This window comes from Bombilactobacillus sp. ESL1092 (genome assembly GCF_058107465.1).
Map to the genome: position 1 here is coordinate 1,692,743 of NZ_CM176594.1, position 17,624 is coordinate 1,710,366.

A 17,624-nucleotide genomic window follows, 5' to 3' on the forward strand; every position below is an offset into this window, starting at 1 on the left:
TATTAGAATCAATGAGGTATATGCCCGTTTTGTAAACGCGGACGCTTTTAATTGATTCCATGATATCAAGTATTTATTAAATTGTAAAGCTTAAACTTTCATGACCAAATCACCAATTTCAATAGGATTACTAGAATGTTCGGATTTTTTTATTGGATCAATTTGATCTTTTTTAACGTTCAAATTGGCATTTGTTTTTGAAGTGGCAATGGTAAATGCACTCATATTTCTAATTGCTCTATCAAAAGTGTCTTGAACATGTCTATCAATTTCCAATTGTGTCATGGACGTCATATCACTTTTACATATAGTTAATTTGTTCTGTACTTTAACTGCAACAACTGTAGCTTTAACTGCTGTACCTAAAGAACCCAAAATTTCATGAGTAACAGGATCTTTTACAATATTGGCTTTTGTATCTAATATCTCAAACTTTTGACCTATATGAATATCATCGTTTTTACCGCCATTAATCACTACTTGTTGCTCGCTTAAAATTCTGGCTATTTTGAATTCTTTTTTTTGCATAAAATTGTCTTTCTATTATTTATTTTTCAGCTTTTACCGTCATCAGCTTTGTTGGACCTATGTAATTCCCCAGAGTGGGGAAGAGTTAATATTATTTCATCTGTGTTTGAGTCTTACCTGTAACAGCATTATTAACTATCGTAATTACCATATTAGCGCCGATATTTCCTTGAATATCAGAAGTATAAGTTAAATCTTTGGCTTCTTGGCCAGCGGCGTTAGTTTCTGAATAGCCATTAGGTTGACCGAACTTCTTAGTTATATCATCAACCGATTGTCCGTTTTGGATATTATTAAAATCTTCAAGAGTGATTTTTTTATCACGTTTAACTTTTAATCCAGTAATAGCTTTTAAGACAGCTTTACCATTAGAAAATCCGACTGTAAAAGTAGAACCTAATCCACCACCATTAACTTTATTCCAAATTTTGTCATCAGCTTGAATGGGTCCCACGGCTTGACTTGAAGTTGTATTAGGTTGACCGTATTTATTAACAATGTCAGTATCTGAAGTACCATTATCTGTACCTAATTGAATAGCATTAAAATCATTCAGTGTTGGACCATTCTTTTTAGGATCGGCTTTTGCCTGCTTTTCAGTTTTATTACCTGTACTATTAGATTTATTAGAACTAGAGTTACTTCCACATCCTGCTAAAAGTCCCACTGCTAATAACCCCACAATAGATAATTTAGTTGTACTTTTCATTACATATTCCCCCTAAGTATCAGCTTTTAAAGTCGTCAGTGTTTGGACTATTTAATTAAAAATGTATCCTATAAATTGCAATTGAATTAAACTATTGGATATTATTCATATAACGTTTACAAAAAGCTATGAAATAAAATGAATATTCTTAGGATTAATAAAACGTTCCATTCCATATGGCAAATGGAAATAATCTAAAATACCGTAAGTAGTAATACATTCATTTGGTTCCATGTCGTACATAAGTAACTGAAAAGCAAATCGGTTTGCCTCAGCTTCAATATCTGAAATTCCTAATCCATATAAGTGGGTTCGCAAAAAGGGAGTTGATTCTTCCGTGCCTGCAACAAGGTGGCCTAGCTCATGAGAGGCGACAAACAATTTTTGGCGATCATCAATTCTATTATTTAATTCTATAACATCCTCTTCATATTCGTTAATAAACATTCCTAAAGTATTCGAACCAATATTTGCTTCACAATATCCACATCCTAGTTGATCAATTAAGGTAAAAGGATTGTTAGTTTTATATGTTTTAAATAGCTTTTCAACTTTGTCCATCCAATGTTTCAACTCCGTAATTAAATTTTTCCATCTTTTCTAAGTTTAGAACGTTTTTTTGCTAATTCTACGGCTACTTCCAACGCTGATTTAACGGCTATTTTATCTTCATCAGTCATTGGCTCGCCATAAAAATTAACTTTACCAGTAGTTGAAACACCATTAATTAAATCATCAACGCGTTTACCCACATCAATTTTTTCAGCATTAGACAGGGCGTATTTGTCATCAGTTCTTCCTAAAAGATAATCAGTTGAGACATTGAAGTAGTCGGCAATCTCTTCCAACTTTTTAGAACTCGGATTAGTTCTTTTTAAACGATACAGAGTATTCTTCGAATATCCCATATCTTCTTCTACATCGTTGATAGATTTTTTTCTATCGTCTGCTAGAATTTTAATTCTGTCAAACACTGTCATTTAAAGTTTCCTCTTTTTGAAAACAGTATTTTTAAAACTTTTGCATAATTTTTGTTGACTATTTTATCAATATGTTTTAATATACTGTTTGTAAGCAAATTTGATAGCTAGCAAGCCATATTAAAAAGGCAGCTATTTTGAACGTTTCCCGACGGTTTAGTAGCTTAATAGGCTTTATTTAACTATGTCTTGATGTTAAAACATTTGCGTAAAAATGTCAATGTTTTTTAAACTATCGGCTATCTAATTAGCTTACTACATAAGTCCAAAACGGACTGTGTGTCGTCCTTTGAAAACTGAATATTTACATACCCCCCTTCAAAGTGGGGGGTGTATCTTTAAGGATTTGGCAATAGAAAAACGGTCACTGTAAAGGGGCAGCAATACTTTATATTTTTGTACCCTTAAAGATTTAGCAATAGAAAAACTGAAAGTAGGTGAAAAATTGGCTAATATTTCAACAAAAGTTCAAATAGTTAATGAAAAAGAATTACATGAACTAATAAAAAGTGCCACTCAATTAACTAATGAATTGAATGACACTTTAGAAAAAATTGATAAGTTTAAGCTGAAAGCTAAAAATCTAGCTCATTTTCAAGATACTCAGTGGTAGCTGTTTCTTGCATATCTTTCCAAGAATTAAATTTTGTATTTGCAGATACAAATTTATCTAATTCTTTTTCTGGAAATGCTTCAAGCTCTGAATTTTTGTGGATATTAAGCTTATCAAAAAAATTATTTATCGTGTTGAAGTTTGTGTACTGAATCATAAATTTTTTAGGATATAACTTTTCAACAACAATTTCATGATCTCCAACAGATAAATTTGGATTACTTTTAATCTTTGATACTTTTTTAGCAAAATCAGATAGTTCTTCATTATTTGTAGTCATTTTTAATCACCACCTTTCTGGTGATGATTATAGCAATTAAAGGAGGTGATTCACATGCCAGCAACATTAGCTGGAAGAGAGTTAATTAAGCAGTATTTAAAAGAGAACCACATTACCATCTCTAGTTTGGCTGCAACATTTGGTGTCGGCAAAGTCTACATGGGCCAAGTTTTAAGTGGTGAACGGGCAACCACAGCTGCTAATGAGTTAATCCTAAGAATTATTGAAACTTTTAAAATTCGACCTAAGAAGGAGTGATAATCATGGTTCAAAAAATAACGAGCACGGTAGAAATTACCATTCCATCAGAATATGTACTAGTTAAAAAATCAGAGCTTGAACAGTTACAGGAACGTTCAGACTATGACTGCTGGTGGAACTCTAAAGATTTAAAAGAACGCTATGGACACGACTTACAGTGGTTTCGTGAGCATGTTTTATACGTTTCTCGATTTAAACGGCAACTAAGTAAGTGTGTCAAATATCCTAAAGCTTCAGGTAAGAATGGTTGGCAATTTGAACCACATGGTTTTAGCCAATTTATGCAAGATTACTTTGGCGAGATATGTAATGAGAGGAGGTGAAAAGCATGGTTGTACCAATTGATGTCATTAGTGTAGTTATTGGTGTTTTGTTTGGCTACGGACTCAAAGATCTAGTTGATGCTAAAGGAGGTTGGAAAAATTTATGGGGACTGTAAACAAAAAAGACGCCACAGAGCAGGCACTCTGGTTGGCGTCAAATGCAATATTCATTACAGATTTAAGTATAACACGAAAGGAAGATGAACATGCCAGTCAAAATTGACAAGTTAGAAATTGAAAATGTTAAACGGGTTAAAGCTGTCGAAATTGTACCATCAGATAACGGTTTAACTATTGTTGGTGGCAAAAATAACCAAGGTAAGACTAGCGTGTTAGATGCGATTGCTTGGGCATTAGGTGGTAACAAATACAAACCGTCGCAAGCACAGCGTGAAGGTTCAGTAACACCACCCAAATTGCATGTGGTATTGAACAATGGCTTAATTGTTGAACGTAGTGGCCCAAAATCAAATTTGAAAGTGATTGACCCCAATGGTGAAAAAGCGGGGCAACAATTGCTCAATAGCTTTGTTGAAGAATTAGCCATTAATCTTCCGAAGTTTATGAATGCCAGTAATAAAGAAAAGGCTAATATCTTGTTACAAATTATCGGCGTCCAAGATCAATTAGTTAATTTAGAGCAACAAGAAACCCAAATTTATAACCATCGTCATGAGCTTGGACAGATTGCCGATCAAAAGAAAAAGTATGCTGAAGAGCAACAATATTATCCTGGTGTACCCAAAGATTTAGTAGCTGTCTCGGATTTAATTCAACAGCAACAAACGATACTGGCACAAAATGGTGAGAATGAACGCAAACGCCAACAGCTTCAGCAATTGACTGATCAATATAAACGTGAAGATGACCAAATTAATCAGTTACGCGAACAATTAGCTCGACTTCAGCAGCAACATGAACAAACGCTCAATGATGTTCAGGTTGCAAAACAAACGACTGAACAACTGCAAGATCAATCTACCACAGAGTTGGAACAGAACATTGCTGATGTGGATGAAATCAATCGTAAAGTGCGAGCTAATTTGGATAAAGACAAAGCAGAAGAGGATGCTAAGGATTATACCAACCAATATGTGCAATTAAGTGCTCAATTGGATAATGTTCGACAACAAAAAGCCGACTTATTAAAGAAAGCACAACTACCATTACCAGGATTATCAGTTGAAGATGGTGAGCTGGTTTATCAAGGCCAAAAGTGGGATAACATGTCGAGTTCTGATCAGCTTAAAGTTTCTACCGCCATTGTTCGCAAGCTCAAACCAGAATGTGGCTTCGTATTACTAGATAAGTTAGAACAAATGGATTTGGACACTCTAAAAGAGTTTGGTGACTGGCTCAAAGATGAAGGCTTACAAGCTATCGCCACCCGTGTTTCGACGGGTGATGAATGCTCAATCATTATCGAAGATGGCTATGGTGAAACAAAAACTGCCACTACTAATTGGCAAGGAAAGGGAGCATTTTAATGGAAATCACAAGTGGGATTGTCCCTAAGGCACAAAAAGTTGTGTTGTATGGGGTTGAGGGAATTGGTAAGACAACTTTTGCTAGTCATTTTCCTAAACCGGTCTTTATTGATACTGAGGATTCATCTAATTATTTAGATGTTAACCGGTATCCCAGGCCCACGAGTTGGGAAATGTTAATGCAAGAAGTTGAAGAAACAATCTTAAATCGACCTTGTCAAACTCTAGTTTTAGACACAATTGATTGGGCTGAAGATTTGTGTAAGAAACACCTTTGTTCACAAAATGGTTGGAAAATGATTGATTCAACTGATTACGGGAAACGTTATGTTGCATTAGCGACCGAAATGGGTAATTTACTCAACAAATTAAGTGAAGTCATTGATTGTGGAATAAACGTTGTGGTTACCGCTCATGCGTGGTTACGGAAGAAAGAAGAACCCGATGAGATGGGGGCTTATGACCGCTATGAGTTGAAGTTAGAAAAGAAAACCGCTCCCATGGTCAAAGAATGGGCGGATATGGTTTTGTTTGCGAATTACAAAACCATTGTGGTCACCGACAGTAAAACCAATTCTAAAAAAGCCCAAGGCGGGCAACGGGTAATGTACACAACCCACCGTCCAACATGGGACGCTAAGAATCGGTTAGGTCTGGCTGATGAATTGGACTTTGATTATAACCAAATCGCTGATGCGTTTAATAAAGTGACACCCAAACCAGCACCAATTGTACAATCGACCGTGCCTGAACAGCCACCTTTACCTCCTGAACCAGCAATGGAACAAGAAGCACCGCAAGCTGATCCACGAGAAGAACAAACAGCGACAGAAACAATCCCGGCTGTTATTCCAAAGTCTGTTGTCGATTTAATGCAATTAAATCATGTTTCGGTGGATGAGATGCGCCAAATTATTTATGTCGGTGGTTTTATGCCGGCTGATACGCCGTTAGAAAATGTACCAACTGATTTATGGCAACATTTAGCTTCTAAGTGGGATGCGGCTATGGGTCTATTAAATACAAAAGTGAGAAAGTAGGAAAAATAATATGAACAACGAAAATGAATTTATCAGCTGGGACGGTGCGTTTGAAGCTGAAGAAACTCAATTTGTAACTTTACCAGAAGGAAAATATCCATTTGAAGTTACCGATATGGAACGGAAAAATTACGAGGGTAATTCCGATAAAATTCCCAACGGCGCACCATTTGCTGAAGTTACCGTTAAGATTACGTCGCAAGATGGTCAGTCAACGTTAATTAGAGAACGTCTTTATTTATTGAAGAAATTCTCTTGGAAGTTAACTCAATTCTTTAAGGCAATCGGGCAACCAGTTGTTGATGGGCAACAGTTTAAACCTAATTGGAATCAGGTCGTGGGTAGTAAAGGACAAGCTGAAGTAGAGATTAATCATTATCAAAAAGATGGGCAAGACCGAACGAACAACCGAGTTAAAACTTTTTTGAAACCGGATGCCAATGCCGCAGTTGTTAATGCACAACCACAGACACCACCAGTTCAAAACGGTTATCAACCAGGAACCGGAGCATTTTAATGGGGTGTAAATTATGGAATTACGACCGTATCAACAAATGTCAATTGAGAAAGTGCAAGCTGAATGGCAAAAGGGTCATCAAAGAACCTTACTGGTACTTCCGACCGGAACCGGCAAGACCATTGTGTTTACTAAACTAGCTGAAGAGCTAGTGCGCCAAGGGCAGCAAGTATTAATTATGGCTCATCGGGGCGAATTATTGGAACAAGCAGCCGATAAATTATATCAAGCAACTGGGTTAAGAGCAGCAGTAGAAAAAGGCGAACAAACAAGCATTAATTCCTTCTATCGCATTACAGTTGGTTCTGTGCAAACTTTGCAACGAGACAAGCGCTTAAAGCAATTTCAACCTGATAAATTCGACACAATTATTGTCGATGAAGCACATCACATTTTATCTAATGGCTATCAACGAGTGATGGATTATTTCAAAAGTGCTCAAGTTTTGGGCGTTACTGCGACAGCGGATCGGGGTGATATGCGCAATCTTGGTGAATACTTTGACAGTTTAGCCTATGAGTATAGTTTGCCGGCAGCTATCAAAGATGGTTATTTGTCACCGATTAAAGCTATTACCATCCCATTAAAACTAGATATTTCTGGTGTCAATCAACAATCAGGAGATTTTTCCACGAAAGATTTAGGCACGGCTTTGGATCCGTATTTGGAACAAATTGCTGTCGAAATGACAAAGTATTGCGCTGAACGCAAGACCGTTGTGTTCTTACCGCTAGTTAAAACTTCTCAAAAGTTTTGTCATATGCTCCAACAGCATGGCTTAACCGCTGCTGAAGTAAATGGTGAATCAGTCAATCGGAAGCAAATATTACAGGACTTTGCCAATGGTAAATACCAAGTATTATGTAATTCCATGTTACTAACTGAAGGTTGGGACTGTCCAGACGTTGATTGTGTTGTTGTCCTAAGACCAACTAAAGTACGCGCCCTTTATAGCCAGATGGTGGGCCGTGGTACCAGAATTGCACCTAATAAGAAAGATTTATTATTGCTTGATTTTTTGTGGCATACCGAGCGCCATGAGCTATGTCATCCGGCAAGTGTTATTGCCACCGATGCTAAAGTTGCTCAAAAGATGACTGAGAATATTGAAGAAGCTAATGGCGAAGCAGTCGATTTACAAGAAGCGGAGCAAAAAGCTAGCGATGAGGTGGTTGAGGAACGTGAGGATTCTTTGGCGGATCAATTAGCGGTAATGCGCAAACGTAAACGCAAGTTAGTCGATCCATTGCAATTTGAAATGTCCATTCAATCAGCAGATTTAGCTAATTATGTACCGCAATTTGGTTACCAAATGGGACCAGCAACGAAGAAGCAAAAAAGTGCTTTAGAAAAAATGGGTATTTTTCCTGATGAAATTGAGAATGCTGGTAAAGCCGAAGTCTTACTCAATCATTTGAGCAAGCGTCGTGATGCAGGGCTAGCCACTCCAAAGCAGATTAGATTTTTAGAAAAACGCAATTTCAAACACGTTGGCACTTGGGACTTTGAAGCGGCTAAAAAGATGATTAATCGAATTGCTGCCAGTGGTTGGCGTATTCCCAAAAATATTAAGCCAGCAGAATATCAACCACAGAAAGGATAGTTTATGGAAGAGAAATTTGATTTATTACCCCTGTTAGAATATATCAACCCCGCTTCTTTGAGCTATCAAGAATGGGTCGATGTTGGAATGGGGTTAAAGCACGAAGGCTACACTGCTCAAGATTGGGCTAATTGGTCTCAAAGTGACAGTAGTCGTTACCATGAAGGCGAGTGTGAAAGTAAGTGGGATAGCTTTGATGGTGCTGATTCACCAATCACTGGGGCGACGATTACGCAAATGGCAAAAGATAATGGGTGGCAACCAGGTAGTGGCGATGACACAGCTTTTGGCTGGGACGATAGCTTTATGGCGACCGAGTCCAGAATTGATAAAGGATATAAGCTATTTAATACCGATTGGATTATGGGCGAACAAGTTGTGGAACCTAAGAATTGGAACCCCGCCCAACAGATTATTGATTATCTTAATGCTTTGTTTCGACCGGGAGATATTGTTGGGTATGTCAATAATGCCTACCCGAAAACGAGTAATGAGAGTGGAGCAGTCGAAAAGTGGTTACCGTCAAAAGGTATCTATACGCGGACAGCCGGCGAATTAATTGAAGAATTACAACGCAGCCATGGTGATATTGGAGCGGTAATGGGCGACCCCAATCCTGAAGCTGGTGCTTGGGTACGACTTAATCCGTTAGACGGACAAGGTGTTAAAAATACGAATGTAGTTGATTACCGGTATGCCTTAATTGAATCTGATACCACGGAAATTGAAAAACAAAATGAAATCTTGCATAAACTTGAATTACCAATTGCGGCTCTTTCCTATTCTGGTCATCGTAGCTTACATGCCATTGTGAAAGTTGATGCGATTAATTACCCGCAGTATCAAGAACGAGTCGATTATCTTTTTAAAATTGTTGAGAAAAATGGTCTGCAAGTTGATAAGCAGAATAAAAATCCATCACGTTTAACACGTTTGCCTGGCTTTCAGCGCGGTGATCAAAAACAATTTTTAATTGATAAGAACATTGGTAAAGCTAGCTGGGAAGAATGGGAAGAATATATTGAAGATTTAAACGATAATCTGCCTGATATTGAAAGCTTAGATACCTTGTTTGATCAAGAAATTGTGTTAGCGCCAGAATTAATCCACGGGATGTTGCGGCAAGGACACAAGATGTTAATTGCGGGACCGTCGAAAGCTGGTAAGTCCTTTGCCTTAATGGAATTAGCGATTGCCATTGCCGAGGGGTGGGACTGGCTAGGATTCAAATGCACCCAAGGTCGCGTGCTATATGTCAATCTTGAGTTAGACGAACGTTCTGCTAAAAAACGTTTTGTTGAAATCTATAACACGATTGGTAAAGGACACCCTGATGTCAGCAATATTGATGTATGGAATTTGCGGGGTAAGACGAGTCCAATGGATAAATTGGCCCCGAAGTTGATTCGCCGTGCCATGAAAGAAAATTATATTGCCGTGATCATTGATCCGATTTATAAAGTTTTGACTGGTGACGAAAACTCAGCGCATGAGATGGCCAACTTTACTAATCAATTTGACAAGATTGCCACGGAATTGAATTGTGCTGTGATTTATTGTCACCATCATTCAAAAGGTAATCAAGGTGGTAAAAATTCAATGGACCGTTCTAGTGGTTCAGGAGTGTTTGCCCGTGACCCAGATGCCATTTTAGATTTAATTGAATTACCAGTTAGTGAAGACCGCTATGCGCAATTGGAAAATGAAGAGATTTGTCGTGTTTATCAACAAGCCATAAAAAAGTACGCACCTAGTTACGATGCTGTCAGTTTGGATGATCAGTCAAGCAAATCACAGATGAGTCATCATTTAATGAGTGCAGTTGCTAGCTTGCCAAACTCTCAAGTGATTTTAAAGACAGTCGAAGCGGTCAAAGACCAAGCAATATCAGTTGTTCGTCAAGAAACGGCTTGGCGATTAGAAGGTACGTTGCGCGAATTTCCGAGATTTGCACCAATTAATGCTTGGTTCAGATATCCAGTACACGTTTTAGACGATTCACTAGCTGATATTCAATTGGAAGAAGATCCAAAAGAAAATCATAAGCGCAAGGCTACTAAAGGTAGCGCTAATGATAAATGGTTAGAAGGAACTCAAAGGTCCAATCAAGAACGTAGTCAAAAAGCTCAGCAGGAGTTAGAAGAAGCATTCAATATTATTAGTGAAGATGGAAAAATTGCAAACATTAGTGATATAGCTGCTTATTTGGGAATAAAAAGACAAGCTGTTTACAACAGGGTTAGAAAACATAAAAATTTTCACGCTGAGGACGGAAGATTAATTAAAAATTAATTTAATGTTTTCTATTCATGGCTATTAACATCTAGTCATATCTAAAAAAGATAGCATTCGTAATTGCTAATCTAGGAATTAATAGTTTTTACCTAGCTCTTACAACCCTGCAAATTGCTTGTCCGTCAGTTACTTCATAGCTCTCCTCTCAGGAGAGATAGCTATGAAGGGTAACAAGACGAGGAGCAAGTGGTGCTGTGACAGATTTTTAAAAATAAAAAATTAAAGGAAGATTAAAATGTATGAGTTTTTTATGCCAATGAAAATTCCAACTGTGACGCATCAAGAAAAACAAGTACATGTGGTTAAAGGTAAGCCGATATTTTATGAACCAGCAGAATTAAAAGTTGCGCGGCAAAAATATTTGGATACCTTAGCTCAACATGTACCTAAAGAAAAGTTTTACGGCAGTGTGCAGTTGATGATTAAGTGGTGTTTTCCAATTAGGGGTAAACACGTTGATGGTGAGTTCAAAGATACCAAGCCTGATTTGGATAATTCGGTTAAGCTGTTGCAAGATTGCATGACGAAGTTAGGATTTTGGCAAGATGATCGTTTTGTGGTTAGCCTGATAACTGAAAAATTTTGGGCGGAAGTACCCGGTATTTATATTCGAATTGAGGCGGTGTGATTGGATTTTTGGAAGAATGTCTTCACTGATTTGCTACGAGTGATGTGGCAATCAAACAAAAAATTACAACAGTTAGATTTTGGTTCAGTGGAATATTGGGAATGGCTAAGTGACCGCTTGAGTCAAATTGAGTTGAAGTACAATCATCATCCGTTAGTAGTGAAGTTTTTAGTGGCTATTTTTGAATACCAAGATGAGAGTTTACAAGCTAAGGGGGCAGAACATGAACCCAATGTTAAAGGTAATGCCGCAGATTCAAAAGCTGGAAGATGAATATGGCGACTTGATGCACGTACCGGATGACAATTTAGAATTGAAGCAAATTCGTCGGACCATGAAAGTCGTGAAGATTGATCCACAAAGAGCCGTAGAAGATAAAAAGTTAGTCAACAAAGCTTTAATTTATATGGCTAATCATAACGCCGGTATGGTTGAAACTGCGCAAATGTTGCAGATTGATTATTGCCGACTTAATCAAGCATTTAATAATAATCATGTGCAGTTGCCAATTATTTATTCAGAAAAGATATGTAATGACCACCGAGTTTATTACACGGACAATTTGAAAAATATTACTAAGTTTTTGGATTGTTCTAAAACGCAGTTGGTTAATGCTAAACGAGAACACGAACGTGTAAATGGCTATCAGATTGAAAGCTGTCGGGTGTCGTCAGTTAATGTGCCGTTGTATGAGCGGTTGGATTTCTTAGTTCATTGAGAGGCAATAGATGAAAGTTTATACGATAGCTGAAGCTGAACAAATATTTAAAAAAATGCGGACTCAGAACAGACGCTTTGTGGCACATGAATCGACCTATAACGGAAACAGATATTAATGTAATGCTAAAAATTTCTGATTTTGTTGATTTGGTTTTTAAAGAAAAAAAGCAATGAGGAAAACATGAAACGAACAGTTAGGCTAAATAAAAATCACTTACTAGCTTCATTAAAATTTTTGATTGATAGCACGAAGATTACCATTAATAAATCTAGTGGTGATGATGCAATTATGTACGAAATATTTTTAAAAATATTTCAGTCATTTTATCAAGATATTTTACAGAGACCGAGTTCTGATTTGAAATTGAAGATTAAGTTATAGGAGAGTATTGAAGTGAAGAAATCAATTAGTAAGCATTCAATTAAAATGGGTTGTCTCGTAGGTATAGTAATTATTATTTTAGGAATAGCTGGCTGTACCAATTGGTATTTTCATGATACAGGTTCAGGCGTGAGAATGGCGAAAAATTTTAAGTCTGAAACACATAATGGACTGAAGCGTAAAATTACGGTTTACAATGTTGACGGCAAAGTTTTATTCACTCAAAAAGGTAAATTCGATATTGAATATCATGATCACGATTTACAGTATGTAGATTCACATAATAAGAAACACAATATCTATATTGGTTCAGGAACAGTTGTTGTTGATGATTTAGAATAATTATTTTTGGAGGAATATAAATGAAAATTGAGATTAATTTAAGTGACGTTCAAGAACAATTGAATGATATGAAGAATGATTCTTCACACAAAACTAGTTTAATAAATAGTATTAACGGGCAAATTAATTATGCTGTTAAGAATGGCTATAATCCAAAGCTATCGTTTGATATTCCCGAAGTTAATGTACCACAGTATGTAGCTAATACGCTAAATGAAGTTGAGAACGGAAATGTGACGTTAGAAGAGTTGATTAAAAAAACAATGTCCACGTCTTATGTGGCTAATGGTGAAGATGAATTAGACACCATTTTATGGTGCAAAGATAATGGACCATTAGCATTATTAAATGCTTATCAAATTGGTTGGAAAGTAAAAAAGTCGAAATACTATATTCACTTCAAACAAGAGTCGGGATGTGCTTATTTGCAGACTGATCCAGATACTCTTAGTAATGCTGCTGAATGGGAACTCGGAACCAATGAACAAATAGATGATACGTATCAAAATCAATTCACTATGGCTGAAATAGAGGAACATTTTCCGCAATTTAAACCGTTTGCTGAACTAGTTAAGGAGGAAGGAGATAACTAATATGTACGTCGTAAAAACTGGTAATTATTTTTATCAAGGGCAAAAAGACCCAGTATTTGCTAAAGAAGGAAATATCATGTTTGCCAAATCATTTAATGAGGCTTGTGTTTTTAAAAGTATTGAGGCAGCTAATAAAATTGCTCAAGAGATCAATGGTCAAATTTATTCAATTAACTTGAATTTGGCTATGTATGATCCAAAGGAGGATTAAGATAATGAATGGTAAAGTATTGCAATTTAAAGGACAAATTGACAGTTTTAAGACTAAGGATGATGAAGTGACAATTCAGTTTAAAGCGAATACCGCCGATATTTCATTGGACCGTTTGAATGAATTTACCAAGGATACGATCAGTGTCAATTTAGAATCGGCACAGACAGAATTAATCCCTCAAAATGAGTAATAAAAAAACTCCGGTCGTTAAACCGCAGCTTCTAACATCGTAATTAAATTATATCATAAAGGAGCTGGCGGCTTGGGATTATTCGATGAGTTGGACAACAAGCAAAGTAGAGCAAACGCGCGGAATGTTTTAAGTAAATTTAGAATGTGGGCACGAATAGCAGATTATCATATCGACACCCTCAAGTCGCCAATTATTGACGGTATGCCTAAGGCAACCAGTGGTGACCATGACGGGCAGATGATACCGTTGCTCACTAAATTGGACCGCAAACGTGAAGCTCAGCTGGACATCGATGAGATGACCACGGCTATTTTGAAATTGGACCGTGAAGAATGTTTGAGTTTGTATTACACGTATTTAGTACCTGAAAAACTAAAAGATTTAGTCATTTCAGAGAGAATTTACCACAATCTAATTTCGGTACGGATGATGCAAAATCGGCGTGATCGGGCGTTAATTGGATTTTGTGAAGTTTACCAGAACGGCAGGTTGTTAGTTTTTAAATAAAAAACAATTATCTTTATTAGTCAATTATTTTCGGAATTATGGTTGAAAAAGTCAACTATAGTGTTATGATGATCATGTAATTGATATAAATAAGGAGATGTTCTATTATGAATTTCGCTACCGATAGAAAATGTGTAAAATCAATTCTTAAAGCAATGTCTTTTACCCTAAAGGATCTTAAAGAAGATTATAAAAAAAGTATATCTGAAACAAGTGAAAATGGTATCTCAATGGCAGTATGGGCTAGAAGATCAGATATTCTGGAAAAAGAATTTCAAAATGATGATAATGTTAAAGTCCTTCATATTCAAAGGTGTGCCCTATTCCAAATCAATCCCGTACTGGATATTTCAACTGGCACTTTATATCTATTGTTTACCTACAATAATTTAAAAAGGGTGAGAAGAAATTATTTGAATAAGGGAACTAGTAGTCATTATTCTGTTAGTTTTTTATTTAAAAATGAAGGAATATTACCTTATCATGAGCAATTGGAACTTATTCCCTTAGATGATGATGAAAAAAGTAGAAGAGAAAAAGATGCTCAGAAAATGCTTGATTCAGATTTGAAGTTAGTAGAAAAAGTGATTATCATAGATGTATCTTACGTTAAAGACAATGCTTTTTCTGCCAAATTAGAATTATATGCTCCTAATTTTCAAATGATTGATTTTGAAGATGTGACCGATTTATTGGATGTTACATTATCCATTGGCAATAATCCAGATCCAGATCCTAGTCCAAATAATAAGAAACATGATAATTCTTCCGAGCTATTAGTTTCATTAAATAAAGAAGCAGTACAAAAAATTAAAAATAAAGATTCTGGAAAAGATAAATGAATATCTAATTTAGAAAGTGCGTGATTTAAATGAACTTACCTTTTAATGGGGAACGATTGAGGGAAGCTAGACGATTTAGACAACTTTCTATCTCACAACTTGCAGAAAGTATAGGTGTATCAAAGCAAATGATTTCTAAGTATGAGCGCAATGATGCACAACCTAGTGCTAAAAATTATCAAAAAATAGTGATATTTTTAGGTTTTCCATTAAAGTTTTTTCAACAGAAAGATAATTTTTCTTATAGTGATTTAGGAACATTTTATAGAAGTAGATTATCATCTACTCAATCAGAGAAAAAGCCTAGTGAACTTTTAAAAAAATATCTTGCTGTATTAGTTAATTGTTTCGAAGAATATGTAAATTTTCCCGTTCTTAAAAATTATGACTTGTCTGATGATCCTAGAGAGGCCGCAGTTCAGTTAAGAGATAAATGGGAATTAAAAGAACATCCTATTAATGATATGTTAAACTTATTAGAAACTCATGGATTCATATTAGCTAGTATAAGTTCTAATTCTGAAAAAGTAGATGCTTTTAGTAGTATGATTACCGTGAATGATAAAAACTATTATTGTATCTTAATAGATCATGACAATAGTTCATTTTATAGGCAGCAGTTTAGTTTGGCTCATGAATTAGGACATTGGGCACTTCATTCACAATGTTTGGATCCACAGGAATTGGATGCTGTAGAGTATCGTGAAATGGAAAAAGAAGCTGATATTTTTGCTTCAAATTTCTTGCTACCTTCTGCTGCATTTTCAGATGATATAATAGGAAATCAAAAAAACCTTATTAATTATATGGCTTTAAAAACTAGGTGGAACGTATCTATTGCAAGTATGGTATATAGAGCTAAAGATTTAGATCTATTATCTTCTAAAGATTTTGTAAATTTACAAAAGCAAATTAGTTATAAAAAATGGCGCGTCAAAGAACCATACGATGATTTGACACCAGTTTCTGTGCCACAAGCTATGTCACAAGCTTTTCATTTGTTACTTGATTCTGGAATTATACAAGATAATTCTATTTCAAGGGTGTTAGACCAAGATTATAACATTAATTTACCCTCAAATATTCTTTCAGAGTTAATAGGAGTTCCTGTTGAAGAATTATTTACAAGAAGTAAAGATAATATTATAAATATAAAGGAATCTAACTAGTATTTATGTGATTTATTGTTAGAAATGTGATTTAATTTATGCTATTATACTGTTGTGAGATGAGATAAGCTGTTTAGCTTTTAGCAAAAAGACCAACCTATTTAGAGTGGGCTGGTCTTTTTTGAATAAATACTAAAGATATGTTATACTTGCTTTGGAAAACGTGAAGATTGTTAAAATGCAGTAACACAAAAGCCATTCCTACTAGAGATAGGAATGGCTTTTTTACTGTGTAGTTGCAATTAGCAACTCACTATTTTTTATGTTTTCTGTGCAACCAATCGGAAAACATTTGGCTGAATGCACTAACTAAAAAAGGTGCAACAACCGTCGTGAAGATTATTTTTAACACAGTAACACCCCCTCTCGGGGCGAGTTGCCGGTTAAAATTATATCATAAAAAAATTTCGTAATCTGGGGGAAATTAGGAGGAAATGTTATGGGCGAAAAGCTGGATTTCAGAGGTATTATGGTAGTGTAAATAATTTAGGGAGCTGGACTAATAGTCTGGCTTTTTTATTACCTCGGCGATATGATTGTGCTGAGGTGCAGATTATGAAAAAATTCGTTAATTGGTGTAAAAACAATAGTGTATCCATAGTTATTGGTGTTTTATGCATTATCATCGGAACGTTTATTGGTGTGATGGTAACTCGTTTAGGAAATATTGAATTTGGTAGCTGTGCCGATTGGTTTAGTGCAATTGGTACGATTGCTGCAGTTATAGTTGCATTATGGCCGAATATTGAAAAATGGAAGCCGAGTCAGTTGCTTTTTCAATTAGAGGAAGAGGAAGAGGAAAAGGAAAATAAAAAGTTAGTACAATCGCGAAATTATCTGAAGCTTAATATACAAAACTTTACTAATAATACAGAAATAGTTTATTTACCTGATATTGATATGAAAGTAATTTATTTTTATCTTTGGAATGAAAAAGGATCTTGTTTTTTTAAAGACACTAATTATAATGAAATAAAACAGTTTTGTATTAAAAAATTTAGTGATGATAAACTGAGAATTAAATATAATCCTGTAATAATTAATGGAATGGGTAAAGTAACAGATGTGAATAAAGATTATTTACTTAAAAATGAAGCAGGAAAATCAACAGGCAATAATTATTATAACTATAATTCAAAAATAATCTTATTAATTTCACACTCAAAAGTTGCTAGAAATAATGATAATTATGTTTTTTATAGTGTTATATTATCTTTAGATAATGATATGCATATAGTTTATAGTGAAACTTTAAAAAATATAGATGAAAAAGAATTGTATAACAAAATTGATAAAGTGTTACTTAATGTTACTCCAAATAATATTAAAAATGCATTTGGATTATAAAAATAATTAAAAAAGCACTCAGCCGACTGCTTTTTTCGTACCCAAAATTAG

Annotated in this window: 24 protein-coding genes; 19 read left to right on the forward strand and 5 right to left on the reverse strand. The window is 35.4% G+C overall.

Features of this window, described 5'->3' with window-relative positions:
* Nucleotides 1–90 precede the first annotated feature (90 nt).
* The 5 genes from AC3B6Y_RS07980 to AC3B6Y_RS08000 all read right to left on the reverse strand — a co-directional run bounded on the left by AC3B6Y_RS07980 (nucleotide 91) and on the right by AC3B6Y_RS08000 (nucleotide 3,110).
* Nucleotides 91–528, reverse strand: coding sequence for a hypothetical protein (locus AC3B6Y_RS07980; protein ID WP_489768993.1), 438 nt, complete (start codon nucleotides 526–528; stop codon nucleotides 91–93).
* Between the two features lie 91 nt (nucleotides 529–619).
* Nucleotides 620–1,237 (reverse strand): DUF3862 domain-containing protein, encoded by a 618-nt coding sequence (locus tag AC3B6Y_RS07985; RefSeq protein WP_489790926.1) that lies wholly within the window; start codon nucleotides 1,235–1,237, stop codon nucleotides 620–622.
* Nucleotides 1,238–1,363: 126 nt separating this feature from the next.
* The gene (locus tag AC3B6Y_RS07990; RefSeq protein WP_489790927.1) at nucleotides 1,364–1,798 is read right to left on the reverse strand and encodes an ImmA/IrrE family metallo-endopeptidase; all 435 of its coding nucleotides are present in this window, start codon (nucleotides 1,796–1,798) and stop codon (nucleotides 1,364–1,366) included.
* A 20-nt stretch (nucleotides 1,799–1,818) separates the two neighbouring features.
* Nucleotides 1,819–2,217: a helix-turn-helix domain-containing protein gene (locus AC3B6Y_RS07995; protein WP_489790928.1), complete on the reverse strand. Its 399-nt coding sequence runs from the start codon at nucleotides 2,215–2,217 to the stop codon at nucleotides 1,819–1,821.
* Between the two features lie 575 nt (nucleotides 2,218–2,792).
* The gene (locus tag AC3B6Y_RS08000) at nucleotides 2,793–3,110 is read right to left on the reverse strand and encodes a hypothetical protein (RefSeq protein WP_489790929.1); all 318 of its coding nucleotides are present in this window, start codon (nucleotides 3,108–3,110) and stop codon (nucleotides 2,793–2,795) included.
* 54 nt (nucleotides 3,111–3,164) lie between these two features.
* Between AC3B6Y_RS08000 and AC3B6Y_RS08005 the strand changes: the two genes are divergently transcribed.
* The 19 genes from AC3B6Y_RS08005 to AC3B6Y_RS08095 all read left to right on the forward strand — a co-directional run bounded on the left by AC3B6Y_RS08005 (nucleotide 3,165) and on the right by AC3B6Y_RS08095 (nucleotide 17,573).
* Entirely contained in the window at nucleotides 3,165–3,368 is a 204-nt protein-coding gene (locus AC3B6Y_RS08005) for an XRE family transcriptional regulator (RefSeq protein WP_489755862.1), read from the forward strand.
* A 5-nt stretch (nucleotides 3,369–3,373) separates the two neighbouring features.
* Nucleotides 3,374–3,694 (forward strand): DUF771 domain-containing protein, encoded by a 321-nt coding sequence (locus tag AC3B6Y_RS08010; RefSeq protein WP_489768986.1) that lies wholly within the window; start codon nucleotides 3,374–3,376, stop codon nucleotides 3,692–3,694.
* A 206-nt stretch (nucleotides 3,695–3,900) separates the two neighbouring features.
* A complete protein-coding gene (locus AC3B6Y_RS08015; RefSeq protein WP_489790930.1) occupies nucleotides 3,901–5,181 on the forward strand; it encodes an AAA family ATPase in 1,281 nt (426 codons plus the stop codon).
* Nucleotides 5,181–6,221 carry an ATP-binding protein gene (locus AC3B6Y_RS08020; protein ID WP_489790931.1) on the forward strand — a complete coding sequence of 347 codons (1,041 nt, stop codon included), beginning with the start codon at nucleotides 5,181–5,183 and terminating at the stop codon, nucleotides 6,219–6,221. Before AC3B6Y_RS08015 ends, AC3B6Y_RS08020 begins: the two co-directional genes overlap by 1 nt.
* A 10-nt stretch (nucleotides 6,222–6,231) precedes the next feature.
* Complete coding sequence (locus AC3B6Y_RS08025; RefSeq protein WP_489790932.1) at nucleotides 6,232–6,738, forward strand: hypothetical protein; 507 nt, start codon at nucleotides 6,232–6,234, stop codon at nucleotides 6,736–6,738.
* Between the two features lie 13 nt (nucleotides 6,739–6,751).
* Nucleotides 6,752–8,341, forward strand: a complete 1,590-nt coding sequence (locus AC3B6Y_RS08030) for a DEAD/DEAH box helicase (protein WP_489790933.1) — start codon at nucleotides 6,752–6,754, stop codon at nucleotides 8,339–8,341.
* Between the two features lie 3 nt (nucleotides 8,342–8,344).
* Complete coding sequence (locus AC3B6Y_RS08035; protein WP_489790934.1) at nucleotides 8,345–10,633, forward strand: AAA family ATPase; 2,289 nt, start codon at nucleotides 8,345–8,347, stop codon at nucleotides 10,631–10,633.
* 238 nt (nucleotides 10,634–10,871) lie between these two features.
* On the forward strand, nucleotides 10,872–11,264 hold the full coding sequence (locus AC3B6Y_RS08040) for a RusA family crossover junction endodeoxyribonuclease (RefSeq protein ID WP_489789956.1): 393 nt from the start codon (nucleotides 10,872–10,874) through the stop codon (nucleotides 11,262–11,264).
* Nucleotides 11,265–11,537, forward strand: a complete 273-nt coding sequence (locus AC3B6Y_RS08045) for a hypothetical protein (RefSeq protein ID WP_489789955.1) — start codon at nucleotides 11,265–11,267, stop codon at nucleotides 11,535–11,537.
* A complete protein-coding gene (locus tag AC3B6Y_RS08050) occupies nucleotides 11,488–11,982 on the forward strand; it encodes a hypothetical protein (RefSeq protein WP_489757583.1) in 495 nt (164 codons plus the stop codon). Before AC3B6Y_RS08045 ends, AC3B6Y_RS08050 begins: the two co-directional genes overlap by 50 nt.
* A 183-nt stretch (nucleotides 11,983–12,165) precedes the next feature.
* The gene (locus tag AC3B6Y_RS08055; protein ID WP_489790935.1) at nucleotides 12,166–12,366 is read left to right on the forward strand and encodes a hypothetical protein; all 201 of its coding nucleotides are present in this window, start codon (nucleotides 12,166–12,168) and stop codon (nucleotides 12,364–12,366) included.
* A 12-nt stretch (nucleotides 12,367–12,378) separates the two neighbouring features.
* Entirely contained in the window at nucleotides 12,379–12,708 is a 330-nt protein-coding gene (locus AC3B6Y_RS08060) for a hypothetical protein (RefSeq protein ID WP_489757585.1), read from the forward strand.
* A gap of 20 nt (nucleotides 12,709–12,728) precedes the next feature.
* A complete protein-coding gene (locus tag AC3B6Y_RS08065; protein ID WP_489790936.1) occupies nucleotides 12,729–13,301 on the forward strand; it encodes a DUF1642 domain-containing protein in 573 nt (190 codons plus the stop codon).
* A gap of 1 nt (nucleotide 13,302) precedes the next feature.
* Nucleotides 13,303–13,512: a hypothetical protein gene (locus AC3B6Y_RS08070; protein WP_489790937.1), complete on the forward strand. Its 210-nt coding sequence runs from the start codon at nucleotides 13,303–13,305 to the stop codon at nucleotides 13,510–13,512.
* Nucleotides 13,513–13,516: 4 nt separating this feature from the next.
* Nucleotides 13,517–13,705: a hypothetical protein gene (locus tag AC3B6Y_RS08075; RefSeq protein WP_489790938.1), complete on the forward strand. Its 189-nt coding sequence runs from the start codon at nucleotides 13,517–13,519 to the stop codon at nucleotides 13,703–13,705.
* A 90-nt stretch (nucleotides 13,706–13,795) separates the two neighbouring features.
* Nucleotides 13,796–14,215, forward strand: a complete 420-nt coding sequence (locus tag AC3B6Y_RS08080) for an ArpU family phage packaging/lysis transcriptional regulator (protein ID WP_489791519.1) — start codon at nucleotides 13,796–13,798, stop codon at nucleotides 14,213–14,215.
* Between the two features lie 107 nt (nucleotides 14,216–14,322).
* Complete coding sequence (locus tag AC3B6Y_RS08085; RefSeq protein WP_489790939.1) at nucleotides 14,323–15,057, forward strand: DUF5986 family protein; 735 nt, start codon at nucleotides 14,323–14,325, stop codon at nucleotides 15,055–15,057.
* Between the two features lie 29 nt (nucleotides 15,058–15,086).
* Nucleotides 15,087–16,226 (forward strand): helix-turn-helix domain-containing protein, encoded by a 1,140-nt coding sequence (locus AC3B6Y_RS08090; RefSeq protein ID WP_489790940.1) that lies wholly within the window; start codon nucleotides 15,087–15,089, stop codon nucleotides 16,224–16,226.
* 555 nt (nucleotides 16,227–16,781) lie between these two features.
* Entirely contained in the window at nucleotides 16,782–17,573 is a 792-nt protein-coding gene (locus AC3B6Y_RS08095; protein WP_489790941.1) for a hypothetical protein, read from the forward strand.
* The last annotated feature ends 51 nt before the right edge of the window (nucleotides 17,574–17,624 follow it).